Annotated in this window: 15 protein-coding genes; 2 read left to right on the top strand and 13 right to left on the bottom strand. The window is 40.1% G+C overall.

Annotated features, from left to right (window positions below; genetic code table 11):
* Positions 1-11: 11 nt before the first annotated feature.
* Positions 12-1,307, bottom strand: a complete 1,296-nt coding sequence (locus tag I597_RS05550) for a dihydrolipoamide acetyltransferase family protein (RefSeq protein WP_035329024.1) — start codon at positions 1,305-1,307, stop codon at positions 12-14.
* Positions 1,308-1,472: 165 nt separating this feature from the next.
* Between I597_RS05550 and I597_RS05545 the strand changes: the two genes are divergently transcribed.
* A complete protein-coding gene (locus I597_RS05545) occupies positions 1,473-1,943 on the top strand; it encodes an Lrp/AsnC family transcriptional regulator (RefSeq protein WP_035327315.1) in 471 nt (156 codons plus the stop codon).
* Here the strand turns inward: I597_RS05545 and I597_RS05540 are convergent.
* Positions 1,940-2,539 carry an acyltransferase gene (locus I597_RS05540; RefSeq protein WP_035327314.1) on the bottom strand — a complete coding sequence of 200 codons (600 nt, stop codon included), beginning with the start codon at positions 2,537-2,539 and terminating at the stop codon, positions 1,940-1,942. The genes I597_RS05545 and I597_RS05540 overlap by 4 nt on opposite strands.
* A gap of 92 nt (positions 2,540-2,631) precedes the next feature.
* Here I597_RS05540 and I597_RS05535 point away from each other — a divergent pair, with 92 nt between their 5' ends.
* The gene (locus I597_RS05535; RefSeq protein WP_035327311.1) at positions 2,632-2,922 is read left to right on the top strand and encodes a hypothetical protein; all 291 of its coding nucleotides are present in this window, start codon (positions 2,632-2,634) and stop codon (positions 2,920-2,922) included.
* A 16-nt stretch (positions 2,923-2,938) separates the two neighbouring features.
* Here I597_RS05535 and I597_RS05530 read toward each other — a convergent pair whose 3' ends face one another.
* The 11 genes from I597_RS05530 to paaB all read right to left on the bottom strand — a co-directional run bounded on the left by I597_RS05530 (position 2,939) and on the right by paaB (position 12,904).
* Positions 2,939-3,691, bottom strand: a complete 753-nt coding sequence (locus I597_RS05530; protein ID WP_035327308.1) for an enoyl-CoA hydratase/isomerase family protein — start codon at positions 3,689-3,691, stop codon at positions 2,939-2,941.
* Between the two features lie 53 nt (positions 3,692-3,744).
* Positions 3,745-6,282 carry a phenylacetic acid degradation bifunctional protein PaaZ gene (paaZ, locus tag I597_RS05525; protein WP_035327306.1) on the bottom strand — a complete coding sequence of 846 codons (2,538 nt, stop codon included), beginning with the start codon at positions 6,280-6,282 and terminating at the stop codon, positions 3,745-3,747.
* Positions 6,283-6,363: 81 nt separating this feature from the next.
* Positions 6,364-6,966, bottom strand: a complete 603-nt coding sequence (locus tag I597_RS05520; RefSeq protein ID WP_035327304.1) for a short chain dehydrogenase — start codon at positions 6,964-6,966, stop codon at positions 6,364-6,366.
* A 17-nt stretch (positions 6,967-6,983) separates the two neighbouring features.
* Positions 6,984-8,198 (bottom strand): 3-oxoadipyl-CoA thiolase, encoded by a 1,215-nt coding sequence (gene pcaF, locus I597_RS05515; protein WP_035327303.1) that lies wholly within the window; start codon positions 8,196-8,198, stop codon positions 6,984-6,986.
* A 54-nt stretch (positions 8,199-8,252) separates the two neighbouring features.
* On the bottom strand, positions 8,253-8,663 hold the full coding sequence (locus tag I597_RS05510; RefSeq protein ID WP_035329023.1) for a PaaI family thioesterase: 411 nt from the start codon (positions 8,661-8,663) through the stop codon (positions 8,253-8,255).
* Between the two features lie 13 nt (positions 8,664-8,676).
* Complete coding sequence (locus tag I597_RS05505; protein ID WP_035327301.1) at positions 8,677-9,861, bottom strand: 3-hydroxyacyl-CoA dehydrogenase NAD-binding domain-containing protein; 1,185 nt, start codon at positions 9,859-9,861, stop codon at positions 8,677-8,679.
* A gap of 87 nt (positions 9,862-9,948) precedes the next feature.
* Positions 9,949-10,308 (bottom strand): four helix bundle protein, encoded by a 360-nt coding sequence (locus tag I597_RS05500; protein ID WP_035327299.1) that lies wholly within the window; start codon positions 10,306-10,308, stop codon positions 9,949-9,951.
* 63 nt (positions 10,309-10,371) lie between these two features.
* Positions 10,372-11,151, bottom strand: coding sequence for an enoyl-CoA hydratase-related protein (locus I597_RS05495; RefSeq protein ID WP_035327296.1), 780 nt, complete (start codon positions 11,149-11,151; stop codon positions 10,372-10,374).
* Between the two features lie 28 nt (positions 11,152-11,179).
* The gene (gene paaD / locus I597_RS05490) at positions 11,180-11,647 is read right to left on the bottom strand and encodes a 1,2-phenylacetyl-CoA epoxidase subunit PaaD (protein WP_394357291.1); all 468 of its coding nucleotides are present in this window, start codon (positions 11,645-11,647) and stop codon (positions 11,180-11,182) included.
* A 122-nt stretch (positions 11,648-11,769) separates the two neighbouring features.
* Entirely contained in the window at positions 11,770-12,525 is a 756-nt protein-coding gene (paaC, locus tag I597_RS05485) for a 1,2-phenylacetyl-CoA epoxidase subunit PaaC (RefSeq protein ID WP_035327292.1), read from the bottom strand.
* Positions 12,526-12,619: 94 nt separating this feature from the next.
* Entirely contained in the window at positions 12,620-12,904 is a 285-nt protein-coding gene (gene paaB / locus I597_RS05480) for a 1,2-phenylacetyl-CoA epoxidase subunit PaaB (protein WP_035327289.1), read from the bottom strand.
* Position 12,905 lies beyond the last annotated feature (1 nt).

Genomic DNA, 12,905 nt, shown 5'->3' with positions numbered 1-12,905 from the left:
GGTGGTTGGTTTTATAATGCTCTAGTGGTATCAAACTGTTCGAGATGGTCTGCTATTTTACGCAAGAAGCTCCCTCCTAGATAACCATCTACTATACGGTGGTCAAAACTTAGAGACAGGTACATCATCTGGCGTATCTCTATGGTGTCACCTTCTGGGCGTTCCATTACCTCAGCTCTTTTCTTAATAATCCCTGTGGCAAGAATGGCCGCCTCTGGCTGGTTTATAATGGGTGTTCCCATCACACTACCAAAGGTCCCTACGTTACTTATGGTAAAGGTGCTTCCCTTTACATCATCACCTCCTAGTTTATTTTCTCTAGCTAGTGACGAAAGTCTGTTTACCTCTGCTGCAATTTCTACAAGGTTTTTTTGATTTGCATTTTTTACTACTGGTACAATCAAGTTTCCAGAGGGTAATGCAGTCGCCATCCCTATACTTATATCTTCTTTGACAATGATATTTTTACCATCTACAGATACGTTTATCATTGGGAACTCTTCGACGGCTTTTGCTACGGCTTCTACAAAAAGAGGTGTAAACGTAAGACGCTCGCCGTGTTTTTCTTGAAAGGCAACCTTATTATCGTTACGCCATTGTACCATCTCTGTTAAGTCTGCCTCTACATATGCGGTTACGTGCGGGCTGGTATGCTTACTGTAGACCATATGATCTGCAATCATCTGGCGCATACGGTCCATCTCTACTATTTTACCTTTACCCTTATCGAGTTTAAGATTTGGTATTTTATAAGCATCTGGATCTGGTTGAGCTACTGGCTGTGCAAATTGAAATGGTCTACCATCATCTATATATTGCATTATATCTTTCTTTCTTAATCTGCCTTTAGTACCCGTACCAGGTATTCTAGCGATTTCTTCATAAGATATATGATGCTTGCGCGCAATACTATCTATAAGCGGACTCACAAAAACATTCTCGTTTGAGACAATTGTTCTTGTAGCTGGTGCTACTTTTGGTTTTGCTCGTTTTTTTGGTGCTTGCGCTTTAGTAGGCTGGGATTCTTTCTTTTCTGAAGGGTTGATAGCTTTTTCTGCATCTCCTCCTTGTGCTAGATAGGTTGCGATAGGCTCGCCTACAGCAACAACGGCATTTGCATCATAAAGGTGCTTTTGCATCACTCCTGCGCTGGTAGCAGGCACCTCATTATCTACTTTATCTGTAGCAATCTCTACAAGGATATCACCTTCTTCAAAAGATTCACCCTCGGCAACAAGCCAGTTTATGATGGTTCCCTCTGTGATAGACTCTCCCATTTTGGGCATTAATAAAGATGTAGCGCTCATAAGTATAGGTATTTCTATATCCATACAAATTACTACAGAATAAGCTAATTTTATTTATAAAATCTACTTTATACTTTCATAATAGAATAAACCACTACCTTGTTTTATTAATTGTTTTTTTATTCTAAATAGCCCATCTTTACAGTCTAAATAAAGTGATTTATTATGCGACTAGATGCTACAGACCAGCAATTACTCATATTATTGCAAGAGGACTCAAATCAAACCGTAAAAGCCCTAGCCGAAAAATTAGGCAAGTCTACAACGCCCATTTTTGAACGTATTAAAAAGTTAGAAAAAGAAGGATTAATAGATGGCTACTCTGCTCGTATAAATGCAAAAAAAGTCGGGCTTAAACAAACCGTCTTTATCGCTATATCGCTGCAAGGACACACGCGTAGCTACCTAGAGAAATTTGTTAATGAGATAAACGGCTTTCCAGAGGTAATAGAGTGCCATCGTGTGAGTGGTGGTTTTGACTACCTTCTTAAACTTGTGGTAGAAGATATAGAAGCCTATGAGCGTTTTATTATCACAAAGCTTACCCTACTCCCATACATAGGTAATTTACAAAGTCACATTGTACTATCCAGTAGTAAGGAAACTAATAGGCTAGACTTGAGCTCCTTGTTTTAGTTTTCTTTTCTAAAGTCTTGTAGCGTTTTATAAAAATCTTCTTGCTCTGGTCTGTCTAGAGGTTTCTCTCGTAAAGGCTCCACCTCTCTTAAGCTCTCGTGACAATCGGCAGGTAGTCGCTGGTATAATTTTGTTCCTGCAGTTTTCCAGGCTATCATTTGATTTGTAACTTCTTTTATAGCTTTTGCAGGGTTTCCTACGATGAGCTGGCGGGGTTCAAAAACACTTTCGGCTTTTACAAATGCCATTGCACCTACTATACATTCGTCACCTATAACGGCATCATCCATTATCACGCTGTTCATACCTATCAAGCAGTTGCGGCCTAAGTTTGCGCCGTGTATGACGGCTCCGTGGCCTATATGTGCGCTTTCGCGAAAGCGTATACTCTTACCTGGAAACATATGTACGGTACAGTTTTCTTGTACGTTTACACCATCTTCAAGAATGATCTCACCCCAATCACCACGTATTGCTGCGCCAGGACCTATGTAGCAATTTTTACCAATAATTACATTACCAGTAACCGCAGCCAGCGGATGCACAAAACTAGACTCGTGAACCACGGGAATGTGTCCTTTGAATGAATAGACCATATGCTAAAGTTGTTTTAAAATGGAACTCTAAAATAGAAAGAGTTGTTAGCTTTAAGATAAAAATACGACGTATTTAAAAAACGAGAAGGATTATGAAAGGAGAAAGAAATATATACAGCACGACCAAGGAGAGACTTCACTTATTACGATTTGCAAATAAAGAAGTAATCACAAACGAGACCGAAAAACGCAAAAGATCACTAGCACTCATAAGAGCAATGCGCCTAGGAAATCTTTTTAAAAATAAAGTCTCCATATACTTTAGAGATTCTTTAAACCGTCTTATAAAAGTAAATACAACCATATGGGGTGTTACCCAGAAGGATGTTATACTTAAAAAAGGAACTCTCATCCCTATACACAGCATAGAACGCGTGGAGTAATATAATCCTCAAACGCTTATTTAAAGCGTTTGAGGGTTTCTTTTGTAAAGTCAGAAAGTACAAGTTTTCCAGATATTGCTGCTCGCTCTGCTAGTAGCTCATCCCAGTGCTCTGTACCAGACCACATCATCTTTTTCATCTCACGCATTGCCTCTGGGTTATACTTACAAAGATTTTCTGCAGTGGCTTGTACGGCAGCATCTAGCTCTTCTGTACTATCATAAACGTGTGCATATAATCCTTTTTGTCGTGCCCACTCTGCATCATAAAATGTATTTGCATCGATGGCAATTTGAGACATCCCTGTAAGCCCCAATTTACGCTCTACCGCTGGACCTACTACAAAAGGACCTATCCCTATGTTTAGTTCGCTCAGTTTTATACTGGCAAACTTACTCGCCATACAGTAATCTGTTGCACTTGCAACACCTACGCCGCCACCTACAGTTTTACCTTGCACGCGACCTATAATAAACTTAGGACACTTACGCATTGCATTAATCACATTTGCAAAGCCAGAGAAAAACACGCGTCCTGTCTCTTTATCATTAATACTTATAAGCTCCTTAAAACTTGCTCCTGCACAAAAAGTACGGTCACCTCCAGATTTAAGTACAATTACTTTTACAGCATCATTTTCACCAGCTTCTTTAATAGTCAAAGCTAGTTTTGCAAGTATATCACCGGGCAAACTATTGTGCGCTGGATGAAAAAACTCTATGGTTGAAATTCCGTTTTCTATATGTTCTTTTACGTGTGGATCACTCATAATGTAAAATTACTATTATCGTTGCTTGTATGTAATTACAAGCAATACGTTTATTAATCTATAAGGTTAAATTGTTCAAAGTGGTGATTAAGATGCTTGCGCTCCATTAAGTACCACTCATAGTTGTTAAGCTCGCCAAAGACTGCATTGTTAGTCGTTGCCCTTTTATTCTTCTTGTAAAAATCAAGATATGCCTTTCTTGCGTCTAGCATCGCTTTTTTTGCTTCATCTAGGTCTTTGTGTTGTAAAGCCGGTTGAATTCCTGCTTCATATAGCGGGAAGTTGTAATCTCTAGGCATTTTTTTATAATCCCAGAGTGTTGCAGCCACCTTGTCAAGTACTTTATCTGGTGTGGCCACCTCAAAATCTTGTATTTCACCAGCGGCTATACGGTAGGTTAACTCAAGGTGCTCTACCATTTGTTGTGGTGTCATTGTTCCCCAGACTGGCTTTGTATCTTGATTAAGTTTTGAGAGACAAGTATCAATGCGACTCTCTGTCATTTCAACAAAGGTAGTTTGTTTCTTTTCTACCATTGTAAGGATGGTCGCCACTGCTACTAGCGCCTCTGCCTCTTCATCTGTCTTTCCATTTTCATAATCTACTGGCTCTGCGTCAAACACCTCAACATACCATTTTACAATACCGCTAGGATGTTCCCTACCGCTCACATCTCTCTCACGCTTTTCCTTACAGGTAAGGCGCACATAGATGGTATCATTGTGATATAACGGTCTCAAGAAGCGAATATCTTCAAGCCCATAGTTTGCACTCACCGGACCTTTGTTAGGATACACAAATAATCCTGCAGCAGCCGAAATAATAAAGTAACCGTGTGCCGTTCTTTTCTCAAAGATACTCCCGTCTAAACTTGTAATATCAGTATGTGCATAAAAGTGGTCCCAGGTAAGATTTGCAAAATTCTGTATATCATTATCAGTAATCGTACGCTTATGAGTTTTTAAACTCATCCCTGGTTTAATATCTTCATAATGGTATGCAAAAGGATGCTGTTCTGCCTCCTTGTAATCTCCATTAGGCTGGTAGATACCTGTAATTTCAGTAAGGCTTGTAGGGCTTCCCTGCACGGCACAACGCTGCATATAATGTTTTATACCTCGTATTCCTCCCATCTCCTCACCTCCGCCGGCACGACCTGGACCTCCGTGTACCAGTAATGGTAATGGTGAGCCGTGACCCGTACTTTGCGGCGCACTGTCGCGGTTAAGTGTCAATATTCTTCCGTGGTGTGATGCTGCTTCTATGGTGTACGCTTTCGCGAAAGCGTCATCTGCAGTAACCACACTACTCACAAGAGACCCCTTACCCATCTGGGCGAGTTCTATAGCTTCCTCCACACCGTTATATGGCATAAGTGTCGTTACAGGGCCAAAGGCTTCAATCTCGTGCACCTGCGTATTTTTAAACGGATTATTTTCACGCATCACAATAGGGCTCATAAAAGCACCCTTTGCTCCGTCTGCACCCATCGCCTCTATGGTATCTGTAGATCCATACACCATATCTGCTGTTTGGGCTATTTTGGCAATTTGCGTTTTTATAGCATCACGCTGGTCATTATTAATGAGGGCTCCCATTCTCACCTCGCGCAATTTTGGATCTCCTATAACCGTGCGTTCTAGCTGTTTGCCTAGAGCAATCTGCACATCTTCCATCAAGTTTTCTGGTACAATCACACGGCGTATTGCCGTACATTTTTGACCACACTTAGACGTAATCTCTTTACGTACCTCCTTAATAAAAATAGCAAACTCTGGTGTACCCGGTACAGCGTCTGGACCAAGTATTGATGCGTTAAGACTATCTGCCTCCATTGTAAAAGGCACACTCTCTTCTGTAAGTCGAGGATGTACTTTTAACTTTCTCCCAGTATGCGCGCTTCCAGTAAAGGTTACCACGTCTTGACTATTTACGGTATCTAGTATAGATGTTGTAAGACCTGAGAGTAATTGTAAAGCTCCCTTAGGTAATATACCGCTGTTTATAATCTCTCTCACAACAGCCTCTGTTAAGAAAGCGGTTTGTGGTGCTGGTAACACAACTGCTGGCATACCTGCCATCCAGTTTACAGCACATTTTTCTAACATACCCCATACAGGGAAGTTAAAAGCGTTAATATGAACCGCAACACCTTTTTTTGGAACCAAAATATGGTGCGCCATAAAACGCCCACCTCTTGATAAATCTATTGCATCACCTTCTACAGCATAGCTTTGATCTGGAAAGAGCTTACGCAAGCTAGCATTTGCAAAGAGGTTTCCAAAACCTCCTTCTATATCTACCCAGCTATCTGCTCTTGTTGCTCCGGTTTTGTAACTAATCTCATAAAACTGCTCCTTGCGCTTGTTAAGGTAAAGCGCCAGTTTTTTAATCATATTACCGCGCTGATGAAAGGTCATATCTCGTAACGCCTTTCCATTATCACGTCCAAATTGTAATGCACTGGCAATATCTAGACCTTCGGTACTTGTGAGACCTATTACATCTCCCGTGATGGCGTCATACATATTACGTGTATTGCTGTCATCACCTTTTACCCAATGGCCATTTATATAAGATTCTAAAATCATAAAACGCTCGTTTTTGAAATCGGAAACTGAAATCGATATCAGCGCCGATGTTATTCTTTTTTTTGCTTTCGCGAAAGCGGTCTACCCTCGTATACGAATGACAGCTCCATTAATTTTTCCTTTTACAGACTTTATGTAACCAGCAACCACTTTATCCATAGGTACTGGTGTATTTCCTGGGAAGAAATCTTTATACTTCTCAAACGCATCTTCTACAAGATCTGCAGAAACTACATTTACTCTCAAACCACGATCTAACTCTAATGCCACCGCCATTACAAAACTTTGGATTGCTCCATTAACCATTGCGGCACTTGTAGTCATATACACAGGCTCATCTGCAAGAATTCCTGTTGTTAATGTTATGGATCCACCATCGTTAAGATATTTTCTCCCTAATCTCACAAGATTAACCTGGCCCATCATTTTACTTTTAATACCTATGTAAAAATCCTCTTCACTTAGGTTATCAAATGTATCCCACTTTGCATCTCCAGCTACATTTATAATTGCATCTACTGTACCTACAGTTTCAAACATTTTTATGATAGAACCTGCAGATGCTATATCTACAGTGACATCTCCAGAACTTCGGCCAGCTACAACCACCTCATCTTCTTTAGAAAAGTGTGCTGTTATAGTTTTACCTATAGTCCCATTACCACCTATTACCAAAATTTTCATAAGATTCAATTATTTGATTATGAAACAGCCACGTTTTCTATCACTGCGGCATAGCCTTGACCTACACCTATACACATTGTCACAAGTGCATAGCGTTTTCCTTGTTCTTTAAGCTCTACAGCCGCCGAATATGCAATACGCGTCCCTGTTACACCTAGCGGATGACCTATTGCGATAGAGCCTCCGTTAGGGTTTATTCTCGCATCATCATCTGCCAGTCCCCACTCACGTATACAAGCTAGCGCTTGTGAGGCAAATGCTTCATTAAGTTCTATAACATCCATATCTTCAAGTGTAAGACCTGCTTTTTGAAGCGCCTTGTTTGAAGCTTGTACTGGACCTATTCCCATAATGCGTGGCTCGACACCTACCACTGCAGAACTTACAATTCTTGCAAGTGGTGTAAGGCCATATTTTTTTACAGCAGCTTCACTTGCTACAATGGTTGCCGCTGCGCCATCATTAAGTCCTGAGCTGTTACCTGCGGTTACACTTCCACCCTCCTTTTTAAAAGCTGGACGAAGCTTTGCAAGCACTTCCTTTGAGCTATTAGGCTTTATAAATTCGTCATTTTTAAAGATGATGGGATCTTTTTTACGCTGTGGGATTTCTACAGGAACAATTTCCTTTGCTAGACGGCCACTTTTTTGAGCAGCTGCAGCTTTCATCTGGCTGTGATATGCAAAGGCATCTTGATCTTCACGTGAGATGTTATATTTTTCAACAAGATTTTCGGCAGTGGTTCCCATTCCATCTACTCCGTATAGTTCTTTCATCTTTGGGTTTATAAAACGCCACCCAAAAGTCGAGTCATACATCTTACTATCACCACCAAAAGCTGTAGAAGGCTTTGCCATCACATACGGGCCACGTGTCATATTTTCTACACCACCAGAGATAAATAGGTCTCCGTCACCAGCTTTTATAGCACGGTTTGCGTGTATAATGGCCGAAAGTCCGGAACTACATAAACGATTTACGGTCTCTCCAGGTACGGTAAAAGGTAGTCCAGCAAGTAGCAAACTCATACGCGCTACATTACGGTTATCTTCTCCTGCCTGGTTTGCACAGCCCATAATCACATCGTCGTATGCTTCTTTTGGGATATTTGGGTTACGTCTTACGACTTCGAGTATCACGTGTGCTCCCAGATCGTCTGTGCGCACAGCACTTAATGTTCCTTTATAATTTCCTATAGGAGTACGAACTCCGTCTATGATATATGCTTCCATATTTTGAAATTGAAGTCGAAATCGAAGTCGAAATCGAAGTTCTTTTTTTATTATTTAATCTATTTCCCAATCTTTTGAAGTACGATAAACTACCCCTTTAAAAAGTGCAACAAGCTCGTCACCTCTTTTAATTTCAACAATATTAAAACCTACTTTAGTCTTCTGAAGGTTTACCGTTGCCTCTGCAGTGATGTAATCTCCTTCTTCTAAAGCTTCTATATGATTTATACTTGTCTCAATAGACACGGCATATTTTCCGTGCGTGTTTGCAGTAAATCCAAAAGCCGTATCTGCCAGTGAGTAACTTATCCCACCGTGAGCCTTGCCCATACTGTTGAGCATCTCCTTGCGTATAGTCATCCCCACTTTTACAAAACCTACTTGTGCCTCTATAATCTCAATACCTAGCCAACTGCTGTATGCGTCTTGAGATAACATTTTATAAGGTATTTTTTCTCCGTTCATACTAGCATCTAGATTAGGCAAAAAATTGTTTTCCCTCTTTTTCCATCCTTCTTAAAAGTGGGCTGCATCTGTATCTATCTTCTCTATACTCATCATACAAAGCATCCATTTTTTGTACACACCAGCTTATTCCTTTCTCATCTGCCCAGGCTAGTAATCCTTTTGGGTAGTTTACCCCTTTGGTCATCGCATTGTCTATATCTTCGGCACTTGCTACATTCCAGAACAAGGCATCTGCTGCTTCGTTAATAAGCATTACTAGAATACGCTCAAAAATTGCTTCCTTATCTTGAGTAGCTATTGCTGCTTGTGATGACGCTTTCGCGAAAGCGTTATCTGCCTCGACATTTTTATAATCATAATAACCGCGTCCCGATTTACGACCTAGATATCCCGCCTGGCTATATCGCTGTTGGGTAAAAGACGGCTTGTATCTTGGATCTTGATAAAAGGCATTAAACACAGTTTCTGTAACGGTATAATTTACATCGTTACCTATAAAATCCATCAACTCAAAAGGTCCCATACGGAAACCTCCCACACTTTTCATAGCTGCGTCTATGGTTGCAAAATTTGCCACACCTTCTTCATACATACGTAACGCCTCTCCATAAAATGGTCGTGCAACGCGGTTTACAATAAACCCTGGAGTATCTTTTGCGATGGCTACAACTTTTTTCCAACGTGTAATTTCGGCAACACAAGTGTCTAAAACGTTTTGCGAGGTTTGTACCGCGGGTATCATCTCAACAAGTTTCATTAATGGCGCAGGATTAAAAAAGTGAATCCCAATACAACGCTCTGGATTTTGCAATGATGCTGCAATAGATGCGATAGAAAGACTTGAAGTGTTTGAGGCTATTATCGCCGTGTCAGAAACGTAGGTTTCTAACTCTTGAAATACTTTTTTCTTGACCTCAAGATTTTCTACAATAGCTTCGATTGTGAGATCTGCGTTTGCTAACTCTTTAAGCGTGTTAACATATGTAATATTAGCTTGTATTCTATCTTTTCCTGAGGCGTCTATGCGTCCTTTCTCTATAAGACGTTTGAGTACTTTTTCTAGTGCTGCCTTTGCTTTATCAAGCGCCTCTTGATTTACATCAAAGAGTTTTACAGCACAACCAGCAGTTGCAGCTACTTGAGCAATGCCAGAACCCATTGTACCAGCGCCTATAATTCCTATGTTATTTATCATTAACAATGCTTATTGTTTAACACCGAATATCGATTAATGAATATCCAATGTAGAAGTTTTTCTCACTCGTATAAAAATCAAATCCTATCATCTATTCTTTGCCTGAGAAGTTCTAATACTAGCAACAAAAATTGACACAAGCTCATTATTCTCTTTTATCAAGTTATCCACTGGATTATTATCCTTACTCAAGTCTGCTCCCTTTTGTATTTTGAGATTAACTAATGACTCCCTGAGTTCCTTAAGACAAACCTTCATCTTGTGAATAAAATCTTTGGGCGACTCTGCTCCTTGTGCTTCACCATAATTTAACGCTGCAGAAGTTGAAGAACGAATGAGCTGTTTTGACAGATGTTGAGAAGCATAGCTACCATCTAGCTTGTTACCAATTTTTATAACCTCAACCGAAAACTGGATAAGCCTCTCTTCTAAATCAAACTTCTTCATTTACACAATCTACAATTTTATACTTCTATATTCCTTGTTCGATATTCTGCGGTTCGTAAGTCTTTACTTCCCTTTAAAAACTGGGCGTCTTTTATTTACAAAAGCGTCTACACCTTCTTTAAAATCTTCACTCTCTGATGCTTCTATTTGTAATTTACCTTCTAGCGCAAGTTGCTCTTCAAGATTATTGGTCATAGACACATTAAGTAATCGCTTTGTGAGACCTATCGCTTTGGTAGGCATTTGTGCTAGTGTTGTTGCCGTTGTAGTAACCACATTATTAAACTCGTCTAGCGTAGTTACCTTATAGATCATCCCCATCTTCTCTGCCTCTGTTGCAGAGATTTTATCACCCAGCATCATCAATGCACTTGCTTTACCAAAACCTATAAGTCTAGGTAAGAAAAACGTACCTGCACTATCTGGCACAAGGCCTATCTTGCTAAAGGCTTGTATAAAACTTACCTTCTCGTGTGCAATAACAATATCACAGGCTAGTGCAATATTTGCCCCAGCTCCAGCGGCAACACCATTTACAGCAGCAATGATAGGTTTTTCAATCGCTCGTATTTTTTCTATAATCGGGTTGTAATGCTCTTCTAGTATTTTCTTAAACCCTGGATTTAATTCTGGATCTGTAATTTCTTTTAAATCTTGACCGGCACAAAATGCCTTACCACTACCGGTGAGAATAATGGCTATTACTTGTGTGTCCTTATTACAAGCATCTAACTCATCTTGCAGTAAGAATGCCATCTCACGGTTAAAACTATTAAATACTTCTGGGCGATTAAAGGTGAGCGTTGCTACACCATTCTCTATTGATTTCTGTATACTACTCATATAACAAAGAATCCCGCTGCTGCGGGAATTATTTTAAACATTTAAAATAGTCAAAAGGTTCTTGACACGTATCACATTTAAACAATGCTTTACAGGCGGTAGACCCAAACTGACTGACCAGATGTGTCTCTGTAGAGCCACAGTTGGTACATTTTACTATTTTCTTATTTCCCAGCAGGGCTTCTTTATCTGCTTCTGGAGATAATGGTGCTGCAATACCGTATTTTTCAAGCGCTTCTCTGCCACGTGGAGTTATCCAGTCTGTGGTCCAGGCCGGAGCGAGTACGAGCTGGATTTTTGCGGTTTTTCCCGCTTTCGCGAAAGCGGAAACAATATCATCTCCTATCACATCCATTGCAGGGCAACCGGAGTAAGTAGGTGTTATTTTTACACGTACAATACCGTTTTGCTCTATTGCCTCGCGTACAACACCCATATCCATAATAGACAACACAGGAATCTCTGGATCGCTTACTCCTTCAAGTATTGAGATCAAATGCGGTTGTATGTTTTGCGTTTCTAATATCAATTTTTAAATATCGAATAAAGAATAACAAATATGAAACGCCGAAGTAATACTTCGATGTTCAAAATTCGATATTCTGTGTTCATAATTCTCTACCATTCCATATTTGGGTAGGTGCGTTGCATATATTGCATATCTGAAAGTATATATCCCATATGCTCTGTATGTATTCCTTGCTTACCTCCCTTGTGCCAGTACTTACTTTCTGGAATAGGTAATGTAGCTTCTTCAAGAACATCTCCTATCATTTTATAATAGGTCTCTTTAAGTGCTAAGGTATCTACTCCTACGCCTTGGACTATCATAGCCTTATCTGCCTCTGTCTGGTGAAAAAGCTCATCTGTGTACATCCACAATTCATTTACAGCTTCAAGCACACGAGTGTGACTCTCTTCTGTGCCGTCACCTAGCCTGCGCACCCAGTCTGATGAGAAGCGCCAGTGATAGCTTACTTCTTTAATAGATTTTTTTGCGATGGCTGCCAGCGTCTCATCTTTGCTAGTTTCTAACGCTTTAAGAAATAAGAGATGAAAGGCATCAAAATAAAACTGACGTACAATTGTGTATGCAAAATCTGTATTAGGTTGCTCTACGAGTAATACGTTTTTATACTCTCTCTCTATACGCAAGAACGCAAGGGTATCTTCTGTAGCATTCTCATCACCCGAGACTTGTGCCGCATAATGAAAATAACTGCGCACTTGTCCAAATAAATCTAAAGAGATGTTTGTACCTGCAATATCTGTCTCTAGACTAGGGCCGTGACCACATAATTCTCCCAGACGCTGCCCAAGTATCAAGCTGTTATCTGCAATACCTATGATGTAGTTATATAAATCTTTGTTCATAATAAACTTTTAAAAATAAAACTGAAATTGAAACTATAATCGACCATCTTAGGTCTATGTCTTAATTTTTTGGGTTTCAGTTTCGATTTCACTATTACATATGTTTTACCTCATCTGGCAAATCGTAAAATGTAGGGTGACGGTATACCTTATCTGCAGCTGGCTCAAATAGCTCTCCATTATTTTCTGGATTGCTTGCTGTGATATTATTGCTTTCTACTACCCATATGCTCACTCCCTCACTGCGACGTGTGTATACATCGCGCGCGTTCTCCATTGCCATTTCAGCATCTGCAGCGCGTAGACTTCCAAAGTGTCTATGCTCCAATCCGTTCTTGCTTCTTACGAAGACTTCCCAAAGGGGCCAATTCTTGCTCATA

It is taken from the genome of Dokdonia donghaensis DSW-1, from assembly GCF_001653755.1.
In the GTDB taxonomy this organism is placed as follows: Bacteria; Bacteroidota; Bacteroidia; order Flavobacteriales; family Flavobacteriaceae; genus Dokdonia; species Dokdonia donghaensis.
This window is presented reverse-complemented; position numbering and strand designations above follow the sequence as displayed.